The sequence below is a fragment of the Polaromonas sp. genome (assembly GCF_030689685.1).
Lineage (GTDB): Bacteria > Pseudomonadota > Gammaproteobacteria > Burkholderiales > Burkholderiaceae_C > Polaromonas.
On record NZ_JAUYEY010000087.1, the window covers coordinates 1 to 21,591 of the forward strand.

Here is a 21,591-nt window from a genome sequence, read left to right on the forward strand (position 1 = left end):
TCCGCTCATATGCCGCGACCATGCACAAGCAAGGGGCGAACATCTTTGACTCCCTTGTCGCCGCCTTCAAGGGTGCACCGCCTCAGCCCCGCTTCGGCTGAATCCAGTACGTCTGCCTAAAGTTGGGCTGAGTAGTTACGACTTTTTTATCTCAAGCTGCGAGCTCGGCGCTGCAGTAGTGGCGAATCAGGCTGAGCAACTCGTCTTCAGCGTAAGGCTTGCCAAGGTAGTGATCGACGCCCAGCTCCTTGGCATGTTCGCGATGTTTCTCGGCGATCCGAGACGTGATCATGATGATGGGCAGGCTGCTTAGGCGCACGTCACCGCGGATGTTGCGCGCCAGGTCGAAGCCGTCCATGCGCGGCATCTCGATGTCCGACAACACCACCGTGGGGCGCTCTTCCTGCAGCCGTTCCAGCGCCTGCAGGCCGTCGGCTGCCATGGAAACGCGATAACCCTCGCGCTGCAGCAACCGTTGGGTCACGCGCCGCACCGTGATCGAATCGTCCACCACCAGGATCAGCGGGATCTGCGGCGCCACCGGCATGGACGAGGTCACGGCCATGCTTGTACCGCCCGCGTCACCGGCCGCAGACTGCTCCAGCATGTGCGGCTCGGCGCTGTCTGAACTCCAGCCACGCGCCTGCTGTCCATACACGGTTGCCAGCGCCACCGGGTTGTAGATCAGCACGACCGCACCCGAGGCCAGCACCGACATGCCCGCCAGGCCCGGCAGGCGAGACAGCTGAGGCCCGAGGTTCTTCACCACCACCTCCTGGTTGCCCAGCACTTCATCGACGTGCAGGGCGATCCGCTGGGCGGCGCTTCGGAAAATGACCACCGGCGCGGTTTTACCCTGCGGCTCGCTGCTGCGGCGCGAGGCCTGCAGCAAAGCGCCTGACCAGAAGAAGGGAACGCTCTCGCCGGCAACGTCCAACACGCCGCTGTTGTAGGCCTGCTGCAGGTCCTTGGCGGAAATCCGGCGAACAGTGTCAACCACGTTGGCAGGCACACCCACCGAAGAGCCGCCCGCGCGCAGCATCACCACCTGCGTCACAGCAGTGGTCAGCGGCAGGACCAGCTTGAAGTTGGTGCCCTTGCCCGCCACGGTGGTGGTTTCAATCCTGCCGCCCAGGGCATTGACCTCGGAGCGGACCACATCCATACCAATCCCGCGTCCGGCGAGTTCGGTCACTTGGGAGGCGGTGGTAAAGCCCGCCATGAAAATCATGTTGGCAGCTTCGTCGTCGTTGATTTGCTGGCCCGGTGCGATCAGACCGGACGCCTGGGCCTTTTCGCGAATGCGCTGCAGGTTCAGCCCGGCGCCATCGTCGCGGAACTCGACAGACACATCGTTGCCCGATTGCTGCACGCTCACGGTGATCAGGCCGGATGCGTCCTTGCCCGCGCCGGTGCGGGCCATGGGGTCCTCGATGCCGTGGGCTACGCAATTGCGCAGCAAATGTTCGAAAGCCGGCGTCATGCGGTCCAGCATGCCGCGGTCCATCTCGATGGTGCCGCCCTGCAGATCCAGACGCACCTGCTTGCCGGTTTCCTTCGAAGCCTGCCGAACCACGCGGTACAAGCGCTCCGAAATGCCCTCGAACTCCACCATGCGGGTACGCAGCAAGTCGCGCTGCAACTCCCGCGTCTGACGCGCCTGGGCAATCAAATCGTCCTCGGTCGCTTCAACCGTGCGCTGCAGCGTACGCTGCACTGTCGCCACGTCGTTGACCGACTCGGCCATCATGCGTGTCAATTCCTGCACGCGGGTGAAGCGGTCGAACTCCAGCGGGTCAAACCCGAGCTGCGCTTCCTTGGCCTGCTGCAAGCGCGACTGCATCTGGGTTTCGGAATGCAGTTCCACGTCGCGCAATTGCGAACGCAAGCGGTTCAAGTTGCCACTCAAATCGTTGAGCGAGCTGCGCAACTGGTTGAGCTCAGCCTCCAGGCGGGAGCGTGTGATCATGACCTCGCCGGCCTGGTTGACCATGCGGTCCAGCAGTTGAGAACGCACCCGGATTGACCCAGAAGCCGCCGGACGCAAAGGTTGCAAGGCCGTCGCCTGGGCCATGGACATCACGACCTTGCGACCACTGGCCGGCGCCAGGGCGGTGCCCTGCGCGTTTTCCAGCGCTTCAGGACCGTGGCCTGCGGCCGGCTGGGACAAAGGCTGCAGCGGTTCAAATGTTTCGGACGTGCCGGGATGTCGCAAGGCCTCGAAGTTCGCCTGCATGGCATCAAACGTTGCCAGCAAGGTGTCAAAGTTCTGCGAAGCAGCCGCGTCGGAGCCCATATGCTCAATGTCCGATTCGATACGGTGGGCCATCTCCCCCAAGCGCATGGCGCCTGCCAGCCTGGCACTGCCCTTGAGGGTATGCAAAGCGCGCAAGACCTCATTGCGTGCGCCCAGGTTGTCAGGACGGGCGGCCCACTGCCGCAAGGCTGCACCCAGTTGCGGCATCAGCTCAGCGCCTTCTTCCTCAAAAATCGGAAACAGGTCGGGATCGATCGCGTCAACCGCGTCGAACTCATCGTCCAGGTCTTCACGGAAAACGGCAGGCTGCGCAGCAAGGGCCACTGGAGTGAAGGCAGGTGGTGGTGGAGGCGAAGGTGAAAGAACGACCTCGGCAGGTGCTGGTTTTGGAGGCGCTGGGGACACAAAAACCGGCGCACTTGTCACCGCCGTGATGATGAATCTGGTGGCAGGTGCTACCGGCACACTTGTTGACGCTACTGACGCAGTAGGCGCCACGGACTTGACCACAGGCTGAGTAGCCTGCCCGCCCGACAGAAAAGCCACGCTATCGGCAACCGGTGCCGGTTCGCTGACAGGGTCTGAAAAATCAATCTCGCGCAGTGCCCGAAGGATTCTCGGGTCCGGCTGCTTGAGGAAACCGGCCGCAAACTGGTGCAACAAACGCCGAATGTCCTCGGCGGCATCAATGAACAATTGATCGTGCCTGTTGCCGCCATGTCCCAGCTGTATCTGCGACTGCTGAAGCGCATGCTCAAGCGCGCGCGCCATTTCGGAGAGCGCGTCAAATCCAACCGTGGAAGAACTGCCAGCCAGTGAATGGGTGAGCGCCAGGGCCGAATCACCAATAGGCTGCCCCCGCTCCATCGTCCATTCCGTGACTTCAGTCACCAACCGGCGAGACCATTCGTCGGCCTCGTTCAGATACACGTTGTAAAGCGGAATACCAATGCGCAGCGAGCCGATCACCTTGATCTGCTCGTCCCCGCTCATATCCAGGGACAAGGGGTCGGCAAGGTCGTCCAAAGGCGCAAGGATTTCGGCGTCAACGTCGAGCGCTGATGATGTAACTGTAACGATGGACGCCGGCTCAACAACCATCTCGGGAACAAAATCAAAAATATCGTCAACCTGCACCTGCAAGGCCTCGGACAAAACATTTGCCACTGGAACGGGGTCGGGTGGCGGGCCTGCGGAAGTCAGGAAATGAGCATCAAAATCAGTCGTCGAAAGCTCAAGCGAATTGGCCTCAGTCGCCAGCGCCGGCGCTGGCGCTTGTCCAAAATCCAGTTCGAACATGCTGTCAGCGGACACCGGAACCGCAGCCGGTGCATCAACGCTCAGTCCCGACAGAGCTGACAAACTGTCGAAGTCAATGCCCTGGATATCAGCCAGCGGCTGCTCCAACGGCGTGACAGCAGGCGGGGCGGGGGTCGGGTCATTCAAAGAGAAGTCAAAGTCAAAATCGGATGGCGCTTGAGCAACCGGCGTATCGGGACCGGGCTGCGCAAGATCGGCTGCTGGTGCAGATCGCTCCGGCAGCACGATGGCATTAAAACGCCCTTCCGTTCGCATGGCATCGGCGCTTGCGCGAAATGGCCCAGACTTCCATTGGGCATCACGGTTGGCTGAGATATCGTCGATCCAGACAACAAACCCGTCCATGGCCTGAACGCACAAGGCCCGAAACGACTCATCCGACGTTTTTTGCTCAGCCAGCCAGCCATTGAGCAACTGCTCCATGGACCAGGCCGCCTCGCCAAACTCGTTAAGCCCGACCATGCGGGAGCTGCCCTTGAGTGTGTGGAAGGCGCGGCGCAGTATCGTCAGCTCGCCGATATCCCCGAGTTGATTGCCCAGAGCCGAAATTGCGGCTTGCGCTTGCCCCGCGACCTCGCGCGCTTCCTCCAGGAAGATATCTCGCAAGTCGTCTTCTTCAAAATTTTCCTCGCTCACTGGCGCAGCAACGGGCATGGCAGTCTGCACCGTGGCCGCTACCAAATCAGTCAATGAACCGGAAGCTGCCTGGGTATTTCCGGCAACGGCCATCGCAGCGTCTCGCGCGGTTTGCGCCAAGCCCGGCTGATCGGCCAATGCCGCATGGGTCGCCAGAACATCAAGCTTGACGCTCAGATTTGCCGCCGAAACCCCAGCCTCCGCATCCTGTACGACGGCCAGCACTTCCTGAGAGAGTGCGCCGTGCGCCGTCATGGTGGCGGCATCAGGCTGTGCCCGGCTGCGCCCCATCAATGGTTTGAGTTCGCCTTTAACTTCATCGTAAACAAAAAGTTTTTTGGCCAACGCAGGCTGGTAATTGAGCATGTCAATGAGAAAGCTCAAAGCACCCAGGTTGTTGCCCAACTGGTCAAATGTTCCAGCCGAACGGGCCAGTTGCTCATCAACTTCAGTCACCAGCATCTGCTCCACGCTGTCGCGCATGCGCAGCACTGCGTGAGAGGCCTGATCGAGTCCCAGAACCGACAACACACCTCGCATCTGCGATAGCTGCCCAGGCACCGCAGCCAAAACCGCTTTCTCTTGTGGATTTCGGAAAAACAGGTCGAGCGATTTTTCGAGTTCACTCAGAGAGATGCGCAACTCGCCCACCACACTGCCCATGGTCTGTTTGTCGCTGACGTGGCGATAAAGCTCTTCCATCCAGGGCTCAAGTGGCTGAGCTTCACCGCCGTTACGCACACCTTCGAGCCGCACCGCCAGCCGGGCTGTCCGGACGGTCAGTTGCGGATCATTGGGGTCGAGGTCGTCAAAGGCCGCTTCCAGGTACAGAATAGCTGTCGCCGCTTCAAGCGCCAGCTCGATGGGCGGCGCCTGTCCAGAGCGAACCGTCGTCTCGATCACCCGCGACAATGCCAGCGCGAGCGGCTCGCTGGGAGGATGCAGCTTGACCAGCGAATCTGTCACCAGGCTGAATTGGTCGGCCAGAGTTTTGAATTTGCCAAGATCACCGGCAGTCAGCGATGACCAGGTTTCCTTGGCCGAGACAATGCGCTTGCGGGCTTGCGCCAACAAAGCCGGGTCAAAGCGGCCAAACTGCACCGCCTCGTAGTCCACCGGCTTGAAGCGGTCCAGGCCATAACTCGCACGAACCGCCGACAGCACCGGTGCCGCGCCGGCAGGGTTGGCGACTGCCTGCGAGCAGAAAAATAACAAATCCTGTACCAGACGGTCCGAAGCGTTGGTGCTGCCTTTGGCAAACGACGCATATTGCAGCAGGATGCGCGAGGCCGCGCGCTTGACGTAAATATCGACACGCAGGAGGCCCTGCGACAAAGCTTCAGAATAGCCAGCCGCGATTTTCCAGAACACGCGAGGCTCCCCCCCGGGCTGCGCCTTGGCAAAACCCAGGCACATGTCCCTGAAGCTTCGCGCCGCCTGCGCGTCACCGGTGCGCATGATTTTCAGGACTAGCTGATCCAGCAACTGCCTGGATGGCTCATCGTAAGCCCGCGCATTGACAGGCAAATCCATGACCGGCTCAATCCAGCGCAACTCGAATATCCAAAGATCAGCAGGATGGATGCGATCAGCCCCTACCAGGCCTTGAACATCACGGTACTGCGGAAACAGGGAAACGGCGGACACTGGTTTGTCTGCCAGGACACCTTCGAGATACTCCGTCAAGGCAAAACTTGCGAGCTCAACTTTGGCCGCCGCATCCTGGCTGCATTGCTCAGGACGCTGGATAAATCGTTGCACTGCCGCTTCCATGGCACGCAAAACCAGCGCCGGTGCGCCCAAACCCACCATCTCAAGCGCGCCCACGGCCTGATGCAACTGCTGACGCGCAATACGCAATTGGCTGGCATCCAGCGCAGCAAGGTCGGAGCCCCGCGCCAATTCAGCATCCCGGACAAAACGCTTCAAGGCCTTGGCAGAACCATCCAGCGACTTACGCAGCTCGTCTAAGACCCAGGCCAGCGGGCCCAGATCATTGACAGCCAAGTCAAGTTCAGCGGCTGTTGAGTTCGGAGCGTTCGATTGCATAGAGGGCAGGCCGGTTCATAAATCGGAGTTCACGGACAAAGACGATGCAGACCTGCCATCAAGCAATCTTGAATCGCGATACAGACTGCCGCAACTCTTCGGCCATGCGCGACAAATCACGCACCTGCTGGGCCGTCGAGCGGGTACCTTCTCCGGTTTGCTCCGTCACCGCAAAAATGTGCTGAATGTTGCCGGCCACCACGTTCGCTGACTCCGCTTCACGGGAAGCGGAGGTGGAAATCTGCTCAATCAGATCAGCCAGTCGGCGGGACACCAAGTCAATCTCGGACAGTGCGGTACCGGCGCTGTCCGACAGCTTGGCCCCCTCAACCACACCCTGCGTGGAGCGCTCCATGGCGGCCACCGCATCCTGGGTATCGGTCTGAATCGCTTTCACCAGGGCAGAAATCTGGCGCGTCGCTTCAGCAGACCGTTCAGCCAGCCGCTGCACCTCTTCCGCGACCACCGAGAAGCCGCGCCCGGCCTCACCGGCGGACGCCGCCTGAATGGCCGCATTGAGCGCCAGAACGTTGGTTTGTTCGGTAATGTCGGAAATCAGCTCAGTGATCTCGCCAATCTCCTGGGACGATTCACCCAGGCGCTTGATCCGTTTGGAAGTTTCCTGGATCTGGTCCCGGATCGAGTTCATACCGCCGATCGCGTTTTGCACCGCCTGCAAACCTGATTCGGCTGCGGTCAGCGACTGACGCGCCACGAGGGACGATTCCTGCGCCTGGCTGGACACCTGGTTGATTCGGGTCGCCATGTCCAGCACTGATTGGCCGGTTTCACGAATTTCGCGCAACTGCTCGGTCGACGCTGCCAGCAGTTCGGTCGAGGTACTTTCAACCTGCGCCGTGGTTTGTGCCACCCGAGTCGCCGTGTTTTGCACGTTACCGACCAGCTGTCGCAACTCTTCTACCGTGTAGTTCACCGAGTCAGCAATAGCGCCGGTGATGTCTTCGGTCACTGTCGCCTCCTGGGTCAGGTCACCCTCGGCCACGGTCTGCAACTCATTCATCAATCGCAAAATGGCCGCCTGGTTGGCGTCATTGACACGCTTGGCGTCCTGCTCCTGGCCCTTGGCTTCCAGCCGTTGACCCTCGGCAATGCCCTGACGCTGCCGGCTGTCCAGCACCTGCAAACGGGCCAGACCCGCCGCGCACAGCAGCGCAAACGCCGCAGCCACTGCCAGAGTTGTCAGGGCGCCAACACCCAGGCCGGTTTGCGATGACAGCTTGCCCTGGATATCTTCCAATCCGCGACGCAAGGGCTCGCTGTCAGAAATAATAGACGCTTGAGCCTCTCGCGCGGACACCAGGCCCTGCAAGTTACCCAAGATGGCACCGGCTTGCACGCGCGTCTGCTCATACAGCGCCATCAACGCCTCAAGTCGCTCGCGTGTCTGCGGGTCCTTGGAGCCCGTCAGACGTAACTCGGGGCTGCCTTCCTGCAGGCCCTGGGCGATTTCTTTGAACGAGTTCAAGTCCTTGCCAAGCAAGAAAACGGCCTCAGGACTCACACCTTCCATGGTCAGGAATTCGTTGGCTGATTTACCAATCCGCTGCGTCAACATCACAAGCTGGCCGGCCGCAGAAATTTCTGCGGGAGCCGCATTCTGCTGAAGTTTGAGAGAAGAAACGGTTTCGGCAATTTCCAGCAGGTCCGACGACTGCCGATTGATGGTGCGCAAGGCGTTACCCACCTGGGTCAAAATCGCCTGCTGGCTCATCACGGTTGACGCGTTCTTTTCAGCGCGCTCCATCAGGGGCGTCACGGTTTCCACGTCCGGCATCAGTTCGGTGCTTACGGGCTCAAGCCGCAAGGAACCGTCCCCCGCCTTCAACCCGCGCACGCTTTTAGCCAGTACATCAGAACTCTCACGCACGTCGGGAAAAGCCTGTGCGCTGCCCACCAGCGCTTGCGAAACGGATTTAGCCAGCCGCTGCGACTGCATCATAGATTCCCCGGTGGCCGCCATCTGCTGCGCGACTCTGTCCGCCTGGGTCAGGGCAACGAATGTCACCGAGCCCAGCACAATGACGGAGAAGGCCAGCAAAATCACCAGAACACGCTGGTGCTGTCCCATGGGCCGACGACCCAGCAAAGGCAGCGACAAAAGCTCTACGTTGTCAGGCGTGTCATTCAGGGACTGGCTTTCGGGGCCGCTGCCCACGTCGGTCTGGGTTGACATCGCTGTAGCGGTGTTGCCCTGCGCTTCATGGGCGCCAGTGGCGAGTGGGTCGACTGACATATCCAGGGAAACACCATCCATGCTGTCCTCGGGCGGCGTTTGCTTTGTTTTGAATAGCTTCTGGATTTTTTCAATGACAGACATGGTGAGCCTTCTGGGGGAAGAAACTGAAAGCGCTAAGCGCTGATGGTCAAAAAATGGGCTTGCTGCGCGAGGGACTGCAGGTTGATCTCCTGCCAGGTGGCACCGTTGGCATCGACATAACTGTGGCCAAAAAAATCCGGCGCTTCGGGCGACTTTTCGGCAAAGTCTGTAAACGCCTCCGGATTGCGCAAGCCGGACAGCTTGTCGATCTGTAACGCGCAATTGATTTCAAGCGCACTGTTAAGCGCAACCAGCCGGGACTCCGTGCGCGCCAGTTCACTGCGCGGCGGCGGCATTTTGCCAGTGACAAAACTCGCCAGGTCGACAATGCCATACAAGCCACCACGCAAATTGGCAACCCCGGCAAACCAGGCCTGGGTGTAAGGCACGTTTTGCGCACTAACCCAGGGGAAAATTTCCCCGGACTGATTCAGGGGAAACAGGTATTTGTCGCCTCCCGCCTCCACCGCCAGCCAGGAAGCCGAAACACCCTGCGTTTTTGCGGCTTGCAGCCTGTCGGCCAGGCGGCTTTGCAGTTCTCTAAGTGCTTGTCGGTTGGCCATGCTTTAGTGATGTCGGTGAAGCGTCAGCCCAGCGCCTTGATTTTTGCCATCAAGTCCTCGGCGTCCACCGGCTTGGTGATGTAGTCCTTGGCACCCTGACGCATGCCCCAGACACGGTCGGTTTCCTGGTTTTTGCTGGTACACATGATGATGGGTACGTCGGCATACAGAGGATCCCGGGCGATGGCGCGCGTGAGCTGAAACCCATTTTGACCGGGCATCACCACATCCATCAGGATCAGGTCAGGTTTTTCCTCGGCAAGCCGACGAAAGGCGTCTTCGGCGTTCTCAGCGGTTTTCACCGAAAAACCGTTCTTGCCCAGCAGATCGGTCATGAACATCAATTCGGTTTTGGAATCGTCCACGATAAGAATTTTTTTGATTGCCATTACGCTACTCCTTGTTTTGCATTACCCAGTTCCTGCACGGTATGCAACAACTGGTCTTTGGTGAACGGCTTGGTCAGGTAGTCTTGAGAACCGACCATCCTGCCCCTCGCCTTGTCGAAAACGCCGTCTTTTGAGGACAGCATCACAATCGGTACAGTTGAAAATTTTGGGTTGCGCTTGATGATCGCGCAGGTCTGATAGCCATCCAGACGCGGCATCAAAATATCGCAAAAAATCAGATCCGGCAGGTAGTCGTTGACTTTGGAGAGCGCATCAAAACCATCTTCAGCCAACAGCACCTCATGGCCGCCTTGCTTCAGGAATATCTCTGCGCTGCGCCGTATGGTGTTGCTGTCGTCAATGACCAACACCTTGAGCCCTGAACTGGGAATACTCACTGACTGTGCTCCTTGTGACACGTAGCCGACAGACAGACAGACAGACGTCTGCTGCGTGTTTGTTTAGACAACCGACCTGGTCATTCAGATTTGAACCATTTCAAAGTCTTCTTTTCGAGCCCCGCATTCGGGACAGGTCCAATTCATGGGAACCTGGGCCCACGGCGTGCCTGCCGCAATACCGTGTTCCGGCGCCCCCGTCGTTTCGTCGTAAATCCACCCACAGATTAAACACATCCAGGTCATTGATTGAGTCACAGCTTAAGTTGCCTTCGAATAGAATGCAACAATTGTATCGAGGCGGCGTTGCTTATTCGCGTACAGGTCAAAATCCAGCCTATGGCAAACCCCAACCCACCTCCTCTGGACACCCCGCAAATGGAAGCAGAGGACGGCGAAACAGCTCCCGCCTGCGTGATGACTTTCAATGCCAACGACCCCAGTGGTGCCGGAGGCTTGACGGCCGACATCAGCGCCATCACATCGGCCGGCGCGCACGCGCTGGCTGTCGTTACAGGCGCCTATGTGCGCGACACCGCCGAGATTTTCGACCACATCTCCTTCGATGAAGAAGCCGTCACCGAGCAAGCCCGCACTGCGCTCGAAGACATGCCTGTCAGTGCCATCAAGGTCGGCTTTGTCGGCAACCCAGAAAACATCAGCGCCATCGCCGAGATTGCATCAGACTATGCCGATGTGCCCCTGATCGCCTACATGCCCAACCTGTCGTGGTGGAACGAAGAAGCCATCGACAATTACCTCGACGCCTTTCGCGAACTGTTGCTGCCGCAAACCACCGTGCTGGTGGGCAACCACAGCAGCTTGTGGCGTTGGCTGCTGCCGGACTGGGCCGGTGACAAAAGCCCGTCGGCCCGCGATATCGCCAAGGCTGCTGCCGAATTCGGTGTGCCTTACACGCTGGTCACCGGCATCCCCCTGCCCGATCAGTTCATCGACAACGTGCTGGCCACGCCGCAGGCCGTGCTCTACAGCGAAAAGTTCGAACGTTTTGAAGCCGTGTTTGCCGGTGCCGGCGACACGCTGACCGCCGCCGTCACGGCGCTGCTGGCCAACGGGCACAACCTGCAGGCCGCTACCAGCGAAGCCCTGACCTACCTGGATCACAGCCTGGATGCCGGTTTTCACCCCGGCATGGGCCACATCGTTCCCGACCGCCTGTTCTGGGCCCAGACAGACGACACCCCGGTCGAAGACGATGACGATGGGGATGAAGCCTCCAGCGCTGATACAGTCCCCGCTCTGCCCTCCTTTGACCTACCCACCAATGGCACCAAGCACTAATTCAGATACTTCCTTAGATACCTCCCGAAATACCGTCCTGTTTGAACGCGCCCGGGCACTGATTCCCGGCGGCGTCAATTCCCCAGTACGCGCCTTCAAGGCGGTCGGCGGCACGCCGAGGTTTGTGCAGCGCGCACAGGGTGCCTACTTCTGGGATGCCGACGGTAAACGCTACATCGACTACATCGGCTCCTGGGGTCCAATGATCCTGGGGCACGGTCACCCCGCCGTGGTCGAAGCCGTCCAGAAGGCGGTGCTGGAAGGCTTCTCTTACGGCGCGCCAACCGAGCGCGAAATCGAGCTGGCCGAAGAAATCGTGAAGCTGGTGCCCTCCATCGAGATGCTGCGCCTGGTCAGCTCCGGCACCGAGGCCGGCATGAGCGCCATCCGCCTCGCGCGCGGCGCCACCGGCCGCAGCAAGATCATCAAGTTCGAGGGCTGTTACCACGGCCATGCCGACGCCCTGCTGGTCAAGGCCGGCTCCGGCCTGGCCACCTTCGGCAACCCGACCAGCGCCGGCGTGCCACCCGAAGTGGTGCAGCACACGCTGGTGCTCGAATACAACCACATTGCCCAGCTTGAAGAAGCCTTTTCATTGCACGGCAGCAGTACCGCCTGCCTGATCATCGAGCCGATTGCTGGCAACATGAACTTTGTGCGGGCCAGCGTGCCTTTCATGAAGCGCTGCCGGGAGCTGTGCACCCAGCATGGTGTGCTGCTGGTGTTTGATGAAGTGATGACCGGCTTTCGTGTCGCCCTGGGCGGCGCGCAAAGCATCTATGCAAAGAGCATTCCGGGCTTCAAGCCCGACATGACGGTGCTTGGCAAGGTCATAGGCGGTGGCATGCCGCTGGCCGCTTTCGGCGGCACCCGCGCCGTCATGGAGCAACTTGCACCGCTGGGTCCGGTCTACCAGGCCGGCACACTGTCGGGCAATCCGGTCGCCACCGCCTGCGGCCTGGCCACACTGCGTGAAATTTCCAAGCCCGGGTTTTATGAGGCATTGGGTCAACGCACACGCAGCCTGACCGACGGCCTGACCCAAGTCGCCACGCAGGCTGGCGTCACTTTTTGCGCAGACAGCGAAGGCGGCATGTTCGGTTTTTTCCTGCTGGACAAGCTGCCGCAGAACTATGCGACCGTCATGACCACCGACAGCCCGGCCTTCAACCGATTTTTCCATGCCATGTTGGACAAGGGCGTGTACTACGCGCCGGCTCTGTACGAAGCCGGCTTTGTCAGTTCGGCGCACACGGCGGCGGACATTGAAACCACAGTGGATGCGGCTGCGCAGTTTTTTGCGGGCCGCTGAGCTTTTACAAGCGTCACGCTGCGTCTGTTGTGGCCCCGGACAGTAAGAGCGACTCCCCACTCCCACACAGGGAGCCGGATCAAGGCCGGGATCACAGACGGTGCGGCTATTACTATCAATTCAGTAGCTGCACACACCCACTGGATATGGGCTGAGGCCACTTTTGGCTTAGAAAACGCCAAACTCAGTGCCGGAAGTGCCGCACGCCGCTGAGCACCATCACCACGCCGCGCTCGTCAGCCGCCGCAATCACTTCCTCGTCGCGCATGCTGCCGCCCGGTTGGATCACGGATGTCGCGCCGACGTCGACCACCACATCAAGCCCGTCGCGGAAGGGGAAAAAAGCGTCGCTGGCCACGGCCGAACCGGCGAGATCGAGGCCGGCATTCGCGGCCTTGATGGACGCGATGCGGGCTGAGTCGATGCGGCTCATCTGGCCGGCGCCCACGCCGAGTGTCATGCCGCCGCCGCAGAACACGATAGCGTTGGATTTGACGTATTTAGCGACCTTCCAGGCAAACAAAAGGTCTTGTAGCTGCGCCGGTGTCGGCTGCAGCTTGCTGACCACCTGCAGGTCGGCCAGCGCAAGTTCGTAGTTGTCGGCGGTCTGCATCAGCAACCCCGAGCCGACGCGCTTGAGGTCCATCAGGTTGCGGCCCTGCTTCCAGGCGGTATCGCCGCCGGGCGGCAAGGAAATTTGCAAAATGCGCACATTGACCTTGCTCTTGAACACCGAGAGTGCCTCGGGCGTAAAGGCGGGCGCCATCAGCACCTCGACAAACTGTTTGGCGATCTGCTGCGCCGCAGCTTCGTCCAGCGTGCAGTTCAGCGCAATGATGCCGCCGAAGGCCGAGGTCGGGTCGGTCTTGAAGGCCTTGCTGTAGGCCGCCAGCGCATCGGCACCAACCGCCACGCCGCAGGGGTTGGCGTGTTTGACGATGACGCAGGCGGACTCTGTGAAGCTCTTGACACATTCCCAGGCTGCATCGGCGTCAGCAATGTTGTTGTAGCTGAGTTCCTTGCCCTGCAGTTGCGTTGCCATGACCAGCGAGCCGGGGGCGGGATAGACGTCGCGGTACAGCGCGGCCTGTTGGTGTGAATTTTCGCCGTAGCGCAAATCCTGCACCTTGATGAAGCGGCCGTTGGCCTGGCCCGGGAACAGGCTGCGCGCGCCGTCGGCCTGGATGCTAGAGAGGTAGTCGCTGATCGCGCCGTCGTACTGGCTGATGCGGTTGAAGGCGGCGACCGACAGCGTGAATTTGGTCGCCTCGGTGAGTTGACCTTCGGCCCGGAGTTCTGCGAGCACACCGGCGTACTGCGAAGCGTCAGTCAGCACGCCCACGTCCTTCCAGTTCTTGGCGGCAGAACGCACCATGGCCGGGCCGCCAATGTCGATATTTTCGATGGCGGCTTCCAGTGTGCAACCGGGCTTGGCCACGGTGGCTTCAAACGGGTAGAGGTTGACCACCAGCAGGTCGATGGTGTCGATGTTGTGCGCTTTGAGCGCAGCCATGTGTTCGGGCAGGTCGCGGCGCGCCAGCAGGCCGCCGTGGATTGTCGGGTGCAGCGTCTTGACCCGGCCGTCGAGCATTTCAGGAAAGCCGGTGTGGTCGGCAACCTCGGTGACCGGCAGGCCAGCGTCAGCCAACAGCTTGGCCGTGCCGCCCGTGGACAGCAGCTTGATGCCCAAGGCATGGAGTGCCTGTGAAAATTCGAGGATGCCGGTTTTGTCGGAGACGGAAATCAATGCCTTCATGTCAATCACTTTAGAGGCGGCGGGCGGGGTCGCGTTCATGTGTTTCTTCAGGGACGGGTGCGGGATGAGCGCTTACTTGATCAGCTTGTGCTCAAGCAACTTTTTCCGCAGCGTGTTGCGGTTCAGGCCCAGCCACTCTGCGGCGCGTGACTGGTTTTTATCGGCATGCTGCATCACCACCTCGAGCAGAGGTTTTTCAACCACGCGCACCAGCATCTCGTACATGCTGCCGTCGGGCTCGGTGCCGCGCAGATCCTTGAAATAACTTTCAAGACTGCTGCGCACACATTCTTCGATCTGTTTCTTGCTCATGCGAGCTCCCCCTGCCTGTCCTGTTGTTGTTCATTCACTTCGCTGGCCACGGGCATGCGGTCCATGCGGTCGCCCAGCGCATCAAAAAAATCGGCAACCGCCTGCCACTGCGCCTCGCTGTCTTCCAGCAGGTTCATGTGGCTGCGAAAAGCCTCGCCACCCGGCAGCGCCTTCACATACCAGCCAATGTGTTTGCGCGCGCTGCGCACGCCGCTGAACGCTCCGTAGAGTTCGTAATGGTCCAGCAGGTGATCAAGCAGCAGACGTTTGACTTCGGCCACCAGCGGTGGCGCAAGATGCGTGCCGGTCGCCAGGAAATGTGCGATTTCCCGAAAGATCCACGGCCGGCCCTGGGCCGCGCGGCCAATCATCACAGCGTCCGCGCCGGTATAGGCCAGCACATCGCGGGCTTTTTCGGGGCTGTCGATGTCGCCGTTGGCCACCACCGGAATGCGTACCGCAGCCTTGACGGCAGCAATCGTGTCGTATTCGGCCTGGCCCTTGTAGCCCTGGGCCCGCGTGCGCCCATGCACCGCCAGCATCTGCACGCCGGCGCTTTCGAAGGCGCGCGCCAGCGTGACGGCGTTTTTGTGCGATTCGGCCCAGCCGGTGCGCATCTTCAGCGTGACTGGCACACCGCGCGGCGCGCATGCCGCCACCACCGCATCGGCAATCGCCAGGGCCAGTGGCTCGTCCTGCATCAGGGCCGAACCGGCCCATTTGTTGCAGACTTTCTTGGCCGGGCAGCCCATGTTGATGTCGATGATCTGGGCGCCACGGTCGATGTTGTAGGCAGCGGCATCGGCCATCATCTGTGCGTCGGTGCCGGCGATCTGCACTGCAATCGGCGCCACTTCCCCGTCGTGGTTGGCGCGGCGCGAGGTTTTCAACGTGTCCCAAAGGTCGCGCCGTGAGGTCACCATCTCGCTGACCGCATAAGCGGCGCCCAGGGTTTTGCACAGGCGCCGAAACGGCCGGTCCGTGACACTGGCCATCGGCGCTGCAAACAGATTGTTTGCCAAAACGTGGGGGCCGATGTTCATGGACGTACGGGGATGGTGAGAGCTGGAAAACGAGTGATGATTGTAGCTGCCTAAAATTTCAGCAATCGAAATTTGCACACGGCGTTGTAAGCGTACGCCCTACAGCATCGGCACTGCCGCGCTCCCTATACTCGCTGCAGATGGAACTCTGGCTACAACACCTGATAGAAGCGCTGGCACTGCCGGAGTACGGTTTGAGCACGGTGTTTGTGGTGTCCTTCATTTCGGCGACGCTGTTGCCGCTGGGCTCGGAACCGGTGGTCTTCGGCCTGGTCAAGCTTAACCCCCTCATGTTCTGGCCGGCCGTTCTGGTGGCCACGGCGGGCAACACCCTGGGCGGCGCACTCGACTGGTGGCTGGGTTATGGCGCGCACAAGGTGGTCGACAAGTATTCGCACTCCTCGCACCATGGCCGCGCCGTCCGTTGGCTCGAAAAGCTCGGGCCCAAGGCCTGCCTGCTGGCCTGGCTACCGGCCGTGGGCGACCCGCTGTGCGCGGTGGCCGGCTGGCTCAAGTTTCCGTTCTGGCCCTGCGTGGCCTACATGGCGATTGGCAAGTTCGCGCGATATTTCATGATGACGGGCGCGCTGATCTGGGCCTTTCCGGGTGCTATATGAGCCCCCACGCGTTGTATTCCGTTCGTCCTGAGCTGTCGAAGGACGACGGTCAGAAGCGTTCATGTGGCAGCAGATAACGCCACTGGCCGGGTGACAGGCTGCTCATCGGCACACGGCCGACGCGGATGCGCTTCATGGCCTGCACGCTGAGGCCCACGGTCTCGCACATGTAGGCGATCTGCCCCGGCCGCTCGCCCTTGAGGGCAAAACGCAGCCGCGTTTCATTTTGCCAACTCACCTTGGCCGGCGGCAGCAGGATGCCATTGAAAGTGAAGCCGTGTTCGACGCGGTTGAGCCGCTCCAGGCCGCCGGGCACTAGCTGGCCAGCGACTTCGACAATCACTTCATGCTCCATCACCGAGGCGTCTTCGCTGAGCTTGCGTGCCACACGCCAGTCTTGGGTGAACACCAGCAGGCCGCTGGCCAGCGTGGCCAGCGGGGTCGCCAGCGTCTGCGTGCTGAAGTGTTTTTTCAGCGGCCGGATGCCGGAACGGTCGTCCGGCGACCGGTTCGCCGGGGTCAGCAGTTGCAGGGCGGGCGCAGCGGGCTTGCCTGACGCACCGTCGAGGCCAGCCTCGTAACCGGCCGGCTTGTGCAGCAACAAGGTCACCGGTGTCAGCGCGAGCAGGCTGGCATCGCCGTCAAGTTCTATCTTCTGGGCCCCCACGCGGAACTGCGGTTCTTCCACCACCACGCCGTCGACACGCACCCAACCACCCTCGATGTACTGCTCAGCCTCGCGGCGTGAACAATTGAGCATTTGCGCCAGGCTTTTGGCGAGGCGGACGGGTTCTGTCATGCGATCTGCCCGGTCCTTTCAAGCGCCACCATCGAGTCGGCTCCGCCGGGCGACAGGAGGCGTCCCCTGCAAGGGGAGGATGGGCTACACGCAGTGAGCCCAGGCAGGGGTGTACACATTTAGCTGCTGAACAGGAAATTCATCACGTCGCCATCCTTGACGACATAGTCCTTGCCTTCGCTGCGCATCTTGCCCGCATCCTTGGCGCCCTGCTCGCCTTTGTTGGCGATGTAGTCGTCAAAGGCGATGGTCTGGGCGCGGATATAGCCTTTTTCAAAATCGGTGTGGATCACGCCGGCGGCCTGCGGGCCGGTGTTGCCGGCATGGATGGTCCAGGCGCGCACTTCCTTGACACCGGCCGTGAAGTAGGTCTGCAGGCCCAGCAGCTTGTAGGCGGCGACGATCAGGCGGTTCAGGCCGGGTTCGTTCTGGCCGATTTCGGCAAGGAACATCTTCTTGTCCTCCTCCTCCATGTCGGCCATTTCGGCTTCCATCTTGGCGCAGATCGCGACCACCGGCGCCTTTTGCTCGGCGGCATAAGCCTTGAGGCGGTCGAGGAAGGGGTTGTTGTCAAAGCCGTCTTCGGCCACGTTGGCCACGAACATCGCCGGCTTGGCAGTGATCAGGAAGAATTGCTTGAGCAGCGGCAGCTCTTCCTTGCTGAAGTCAATCGTGCGGACCGGCTTGGTGTCGTTGAGCGCCACCTGGCATTTTTCGAGGATGATCACCAGCTTGATGGACTCTTTGTCGCCCGAGCGCGCCAGCTTGGTCACGCGGTGCAGCGCCTTCTCGACGGCGGCCAGATCGGCCAGGCAGAGCTCGGTCTGGATCACTTCGATGTCGGAGATCGGATCGACCTTGCCGGCGACGTGGATCACATTGTCGTCTTCAAAGCAGCGCACCACGTTCACCGTGGCGTCGGTCTCGCGGATATGGGCGAGAAACTTGTTGCCCAGGCCTTCACCGGTGCTGGCACCGGCCACCAGACCGGCAATATCGACAAATTCGACGATGGCGGGCTGAATTTTCTCCGGATTGACGATAGCCGCCAACTGGCCAAGCCTCGGGTCTGGTACTTCCACAATCCCGACATTGGGCTCGATCGTACAAAAGGGGTAATTTTCAGCCGCAATTCCCGCCTTGGTCAACGCGTTGAACAGGGTGGATTTTCCGACGTTAGGCAAACCTACAATACCGCACTTCAAACTCATGACAAACCTTAGAAAACAGGCTGAGAAGTGTATGCGATGCGCGGGTGACCGCCTGTCAGGCCTATGGCTCACCCTGCTGCAGCGGGCCTGATGCCGCTCAAAGGCCTCAAGCCCGAGGTGCTGCTGCAATTTCATGTGGCCGGTGTGCTTCTCAGCGAGCGTCTGATGGAAGGGCCCGCACTCTCGCAAGCCCTGTCCGACCTGTTGGCCGGTATGGCGGAGCGTACGCGCCGTCCTATCCGTTTTCTGGAGCCCGAGTTGACGCGCCCGTCGCCCTCGGGAGCAAGATTTCCTTCCGAGGGACCGCGACCATCAGTCGATGGCCCGCTCAGGCTGAAAAGTATTCATCAAAACGGTAGTTGGCGCGGACCGCCTGCCCAACCCGAAGCAGATGGTCGTCCCCATCGAGCCGGATCAGGTTCATGCCGAAACTCAGAGCGCCGTTCAGTCGCGGGTCTTGCCGGTAGGTCTGCAACATGTCATTGACCTCCGGGCTGCTGACGGCGGTGGCCGGGTCGATGTTGGGGATTGGGCAACGCGCGCAGGGCTTGACCGGCTTGAGTCGGGCCAGGCCCTGTTTTGTGCTGATGCACAGTTCACCCAGCCGGTCTTCGTCGTGGGCGGACAGCGCGTCCGCAGCGCCAGCGGAAGCAGGGCCCAGCACAATGTTGGGCCGGAAACGCTCCATGCCGACGGGCGCCCCGCCTGCGGCCTGCAACTTGTCATTGAGCCCGGCCAGCGAGGCCTCGCTGAGCACCAGCAAGGGGTAGCCGTCGCTGAACTGATTGAGCGCTTCCACGCGGCCGGTCCAGCGCACGCTGGAGCGACGCTTTTGCTCAGGGTCAAAGCGCACCAGGCGCAGCTTCTCACCCAGAAAATCACTGAACCACTGGGCCGCAATCGGGCCCATGTCATAGGCCTTCACCTCGTCGTCCCAGACCCGCACGCGAACCGGCTCCTGCACCTGGTCAAGCGCGATGTGCAAGGCCAGCATGCCGGGCGCGCGCAGCACCATGTCCTGGGTCTTGAGCTGCGGGCGGATCAGCGCCATGCGCGGCAACTCGCGCTGGGTCACACATTCGCCCTGCTCGTCCACCACCATCCAGGCGCGGTCGAACTCCAGGCCGGTCTCGGTCAGGATGGCTTCCTGAACCTGCACGCCGGCGCAGGATTTGACGGGGTATACCCACAAGGCGGTGATGGCCGCGTGGACGTCGGCCGTACCAGACGTTTCGCTCGATGATTCACTCACTTGAGGTGTCCTTCAAAGTTTCAATTCAATCCCTACAAGCAGGTGATTTTGCACCGCCTTCTAAAATAGGCCATGTCCAAACCCTTTGATGTCTGTATCTGCGGCGGCGGGGTGGTCGGCCGTAGCCTGGCCTTGCTGCTGGCCCGCGAGCGCCTGCGGGTGGCGCTGGTCGCCCATCCCGTCGCCGCCGGCAAGCTGGCCGTACCGTCCCCCCAGGATGTGCGTGCCTATGCGCTGAACAGCGCATCGCGGCAACTGCTGGAGTCGCTCAGGGCCTGGCCCGACGCGGACTCGGCAACCGCTGTCAGGCAGATGCAGGTCTGGGGCGACGACGGAGGTCGGCTCGAATTCACCGCAGAAGGCGGCAACGGCGCAGCGCTGGCCTGGATTGTCGATGTACCGGCGCTGGAGCAGCAACTGGCCGAGGCCGTGTATTACCAGCCGCAGATTGAAACCGTGCCGGCACCGGTCCAAGCCGCGCTCAGTGTGGTCTGTGAAGGCAAGGCCAGCAGCAGCCGCAACGAGTTCGGTGCCGCCTGGACCGTCAAGTCCTACCCGCAAAAAGCCATCGCCGCGCGCCTGCTGAGCGATCAGCCGCACCTGGGCGTGGCGCGCCAGTGGTTCAAGCACGGCGAAGTGCTGGCTCTTTTGCCGATGGCTGGCGAACACGGGAACTCTGTGGCGCTGGTCTGGTCTGTCTCTGTGGCGCGTGCGACTTCTCTGGAAAAGCTTTCCCCGGAAGAATTTTCGGCGGCGGTGCAACTCGCCTGTGGTGCCGAGGCCGGGCGCCTGCAACTGGCCAGCAGCCGGTCGAGCTGGGCGCTGGCGCTGTCGACCGCTGATCGCTGGGTCGGGCCGGGCTGGGCGCTGGCCGGCGATGCCGCCCATACGGTGCATCCGCTGGCCGGCCAGGGCCTGAACCTGGGGCTGGCCGATACGGCGGAGCTGGCAGCGGTGGTGCATGCGCGTGAGTATTGGCGCGGCCTGGGTGACGAAAAGTTGCTCCGGCGTTACGAGCGTGCGCGCAAGGCCGATGTCGCGGCCATGGGCGCAGTGACTGACGGCCTGCACAGCCTGTTTGCGCACACCGATGTGCACTGGCAGGCGCTGCGCAATTGGGGCATGACGGGTTTTGCAAAAAGCGGCCCGCTCAAGCAATGGGCCACACGGCGGGCGATGGGTCAGATTTAACAAAGACGGGGAAAAACAATGAAATTGCTCAGAAACATCGCGGCTTGCGGCCTGGTGGCATGGAGCCTGGGCACCGCTGTCGCGCAGGAAGCGGTGATCCGCAAAAACCTCGCCGAACGGCTGCCGAGCTTGCCTCCCATCGAAGAAGTCAGCAAGGCGCCGATGGCCGGCCTGTACGAAATCCGGGTCAATGGCAACGATATTTTTTACACCGATGCCGAGGGCAACTTCCTGATTCAGGGCAACCTGATAGACACCAAACAGCGGCGCAACCTGACCGAGGAGCGCGTGGACAAGCTCAACGCGGTGGCTTTTGACGCCCTGCCGTTGAAGGACGCATTCACCGTCGTGCGTGGCAACGGCAAACGCAAGCTGGCCGTGTTTGAAGACCCGAACTGCGGCTACTGCAAGCGTTTTGAACGCGACATGCAGAAGGTGACGGATGTGACGGTCTACATGTTTTTGTACCCCATCCTGGGCCCCGATTCTGTAGAAAAATCAAAAAACATCTGGTGTGCCAAAGACAAAGGCAAAGCCTGGCAGGACCTGATGGTGCGCGACCAGCCAGTGGCACCAGCAAGTTGCGACAGCAGTGCGCTGGCCCGCAACATCGAGTTTGGCAAAAAGCACCGCATCACTGGCACCCCCACGCTGATCTTTGCCGACGGTACGCGTGTGCCCGGCGCCGTCAGCGCGCAGCAGGTTGAAAAATACCTGAACGACGCCAAAGTGCAATAAGCACTGCTGCATCAAAAAAGTATCAACAAAAAATGCCTTCGGCCCTTTACTGACGGGCACGAGTAGCTATTTTTTTGATAGCACGGCAAGGCCACCGGCGACACACCG

The 21,591-nt window shown here is 61.0% G+C and carries 17 protein-coding genes; 5 read left to right on the forward strand and 12 right to left on the reverse strand.

The window, feature by feature from the left end:
- Positions 1 to 151 precede the first annotated feature (151 nt).
- The 6 genes from Q8O29_RS18245 to Q8O29_RS18270 form a co-directional block, all read right to left on the reverse strand.
- Entirely contained in the window at positions 152 to 6,262 is a 6,111-nt protein-coding gene (locus Q8O29_RS18245) for an Hpt domain-containing protein (protein ID WP_305565401.1), read from the reverse strand.
- A gap of 58 nt (positions 6,263 to 6,320) precedes the next feature.
- Positions 6,321 to 8,351, reverse strand: coding sequence for a methyl-accepting chemotaxis protein (locus Q8O29_RS18250; RefSeq protein WP_371134278.1), 2,031 nt, complete (start codon positions 8,349 to 8,351; stop codon positions 6,321 to 6,323).
- 281 nt (positions 8,352 to 8,632) lie between these two features.
- Positions 8,633 to 9,163, reverse strand: a complete 531-nt coding sequence (locus Q8O29_RS18255; RefSeq protein WP_305565405.1) for a chemotaxis protein CheW — start codon at positions 9,161 to 9,163, stop codon at positions 8,633 to 8,635.
- 23 nt (positions 9,164 to 9,186) lie between these two features.
- Positions 9,187 to 9,552 carry a response regulator transcription factor gene (locus Q8O29_RS18260; RefSeq protein ID WP_305565406.1) on the reverse strand — a complete coding sequence of 122 codons (366 nt, stop codon included), beginning with the start codon at positions 9,550 to 9,552 and terminating at the stop codon, positions 9,187 to 9,189.
- Positions 9,552 to 9,950 carry a PleD family two-component system response regulator gene (locus Q8O29_RS18265; RefSeq protein WP_305565408.1) on the reverse strand — a complete coding sequence of 133 codons (399 nt, stop codon included), beginning with the start codon at positions 9,948 to 9,950 and terminating at the stop codon, positions 9,552 to 9,554. The genes Q8O29_RS18260 and Q8O29_RS18265 overlap by 1 nt, the downstream gene beginning before the upstream one ends.
- Before the next feature lie 84 nt (positions 9,951 to 10,034).
- Positions 10,035 to 10,208, reverse strand: coding sequence for a rubredoxin (locus Q8O29_RS18270; protein ID WP_305565410.1), 174 nt, complete (start codon positions 10,206 to 10,208; stop codon positions 10,035 to 10,037).
- 81 nt (positions 10,209 to 10,289) lie between these two features.
- On the opposite strand from Q8O29_RS18270, the gene Q8O29_RS18275 reads away from it, so the two are divergent.
- Positions 10,290 to 11,252: a bifunctional hydroxymethylpyrimidine kinase/phosphomethylpyrimidine kinase gene (locus tag Q8O29_RS18275; RefSeq protein ID WP_305565412.1), complete on the forward strand. Its 963-nt coding sequence runs from the start codon at positions 10,290 to 10,292 to the stop codon at positions 11,250 to 11,252.
- Positions 11,236 to 12,564, forward strand: coding sequence for a glutamate-1-semialdehyde 2,1-aminomutase (gene hemL / locus Q8O29_RS18280; protein ID WP_305565414.1), 1,329 nt, complete (start codon positions 11,236 to 11,238; stop codon positions 12,562 to 12,564). Before Q8O29_RS18275 ends, hemL begins: the two co-directional genes overlap by 17 nt.
- A gap of 184 nt (positions 12,565 to 12,748) precedes the next feature.
- Here hemL and purH read toward each other — a convergent pair whose 3' ends face one another.
- The 3 genes from purH to dusB all read right to left on the reverse strand — a co-directional run bounded on the left by purH (position 12,749) and on the right by dusB (position 15,675).
- A complete protein-coding gene (gene purH / locus Q8O29_RS18285; protein ID WP_305565494.1) occupies positions 12,749 to 14,326 on the reverse strand; it encodes a bifunctional phosphoribosylaminoimidazolecarboxamide formyltransferase/IMP cyclohydrolase in 1,578 nt (525 codons plus the stop codon).
- A 66-nt stretch (positions 14,327 to 14,392) separates the two neighbouring features.
- A complete protein-coding gene (locus tag Q8O29_RS18290; RefSeq protein ID WP_305565416.1) occupies positions 14,393 to 14,632 on the reverse strand; it encodes a helix-turn-helix domain-containing protein in 240 nt (79 codons plus the stop codon).
- Complete coding sequence (gene dusB, locus Q8O29_RS18295; protein WP_305565418.1) at positions 14,629 to 15,675, reverse strand: tRNA dihydrouridine synthase DusB; 1,047 nt, start codon at positions 15,673 to 15,675, stop codon at positions 14,629 to 14,631. The genes Q8O29_RS18290 and dusB overlap by 4 nt, the downstream gene beginning before the upstream one ends.
- Positions 15,676 to 15,815: 140 nt before the next feature.
- Here dusB and Q8O29_RS18300 point away from each other — a divergent pair, with 140 nt between their 5' ends.
- Positions 15,816 to 16,292: a YqaA family protein gene (locus Q8O29_RS18300; RefSeq protein WP_305565420.1), complete on the forward strand. Its 477-nt coding sequence runs from the start codon at positions 15,816 to 15,818 to the stop codon at positions 16,290 to 16,292.
- Between the two features lie 49 nt (positions 16,293 to 16,341).
- Here Q8O29_RS18300 and Q8O29_RS18305 read toward each other — a convergent pair whose 3' ends face one another.
- The 3 genes from Q8O29_RS18305 to Q8O29_RS18315 all read right to left on the reverse strand — a co-directional run bounded on the left by Q8O29_RS18305 (position 16,342) and on the right by Q8O29_RS18315 (position 19,554).
- The gene (locus tag Q8O29_RS18305; RefSeq protein WP_305565422.1) at positions 16,342 to 17,091 is read right to left on the reverse strand and encodes an rRNA pseudouridine synthase; all 750 of its coding nucleotides are present in this window, start codon (positions 17,089 to 17,091) and stop codon (positions 16,342 to 16,344) included.
- Positions 17,092 to 17,210: 119 nt separating this feature from the next.
- Positions 17,211 to 18,302, reverse strand: a complete 1,092-nt coding sequence (gene ychF, locus Q8O29_RS18310) for a redox-regulated ATPase YchF (RefSeq protein ID WP_305565424.1) — start codon at positions 18,300 to 18,302, stop codon at positions 17,211 to 17,213.
- Between the two features lie 328 nt (positions 18,303 to 18,630).
- Complete coding sequence (locus tag Q8O29_RS18315; RefSeq protein ID WP_305565426.1) at positions 18,631 to 19,554, reverse strand: MOSC domain-containing protein; 924 nt, start codon at positions 19,552 to 19,554, stop codon at positions 18,631 to 18,633.
- A gap of 72 nt (positions 19,555 to 19,626) precedes the next feature.
- Here Q8O29_RS18315 and Q8O29_RS18320 point away from each other — a divergent pair, with 72 nt between their 5' ends.
- Both Q8O29_RS18320 and Q8O29_RS18325 read left to right on the forward strand, forming a co-directional pair.
- Positions 19,627 to 20,745 carry an FAD-dependent monooxygenase gene (locus Q8O29_RS18320; protein ID WP_305565428.1) on the forward strand — a complete coding sequence of 373 codons (1,119 nt, stop codon included), beginning with the start codon at positions 19,627 to 19,629 and terminating at the stop codon, positions 20,743 to 20,745.
- An 18-nt stretch (positions 20,746 to 20,763) separates the two neighbouring features.
- Positions 20,764 to 21,483 carry a DsbC family protein gene (locus Q8O29_RS18325; RefSeq protein ID WP_305565430.1) on the forward strand — a complete coding sequence of 240 codons (720 nt, stop codon included), beginning with the start codon at positions 20,764 to 20,766 and terminating at the stop codon, positions 21,481 to 21,483.
- Positions 21,484 to 21,591: the final 108 nt, after the last annotated feature.

Coding starts and splice junctions, on each gene's coding strand:
- Q8O29_RS18245 (WP_305565401.1), bottom strand. CDS start 6,262: ATGCAATCGAACGCTCCGAACTCAACAGCCGCTGAACTTGACTTGGCT.
- Q8O29_RS18250 (WP_371134278.1), bottom strand. CDS start 8,351: ATGGGACAGCACCAGCGTGTTCTGGTGATTTTGCTGGCCTTCTCCGTC.
- Q8O29_RS18255 (WP_305565405.1), bottom strand. CDS start 9,163: ATGGCCAACCGACAAGCACTTAGAGAACTGCAAAGCCGCCTGGCCGAC.
- Q8O29_RS18260 (WP_305565406.1), bottom strand. CDS start 9,552: ATGGCAATCAAAAAAATTCTTATCGTGGACGATTCCAAAACCGAATTG.
- Q8O29_RS18275 (WP_305565412.1), top strand. CDS start 10,290: ATGGCAAACCCCAACCCACCTCCTCTGGACACCCCGCAAATGGAAGCA.
- hemL (WP_305565414.1), top strand. CDS start 11,236: ATGGCACCAAGCACTAATTCAGATACTTCCTTAGATACCTCCCGAAAT.
- Q8O29_RS18290 (WP_305565416.1), bottom strand. CDS start 14,632: ATGAGCAAGAAACAGATCGAAGAATGTGTGCGCAGCAGTCTTGAAAGT.
- dusB (WP_305565418.1), bottom strand. CDS start 15,675: ATGAACATCGGCCCCCACGTTTTGGCAAACAATCTGTTTGCAGCGCCG.
- Q8O29_RS18300 (WP_305565420.1), top strand. CDS start 15,816: ATGGAACTCTGGCTACAACACCTGATAGAAGCGCTGGCACTGCCGGAG.
- Q8O29_RS18305 (WP_305565422.1), bottom strand. CDS start 17,091: ATGACAGAACCCGTCCGCCTCGCCAAAAGCCTGGCGCAAATGCTCAAT.
- ychF (WP_305565424.1), bottom strand. CDS start 18,302: ATGAGTTTGAAGTGCGGTATTGTAGGTTTGCCTAACGTCGGAAAATCC.
- Q8O29_RS18320 (WP_305565428.1), top strand. CDS start 19,627: ATGTCCAAACCCTTTGATGTCTGTATCTGCGGCGGCGGGGTGGTCGGC.
- Q8O29_RS18325 (WP_305565430.1), top strand. CDS start 20,764: ATGAAATTGCTCAGAAACATCGCGGCTTGCGGCCTGGTGGCATGGAGC.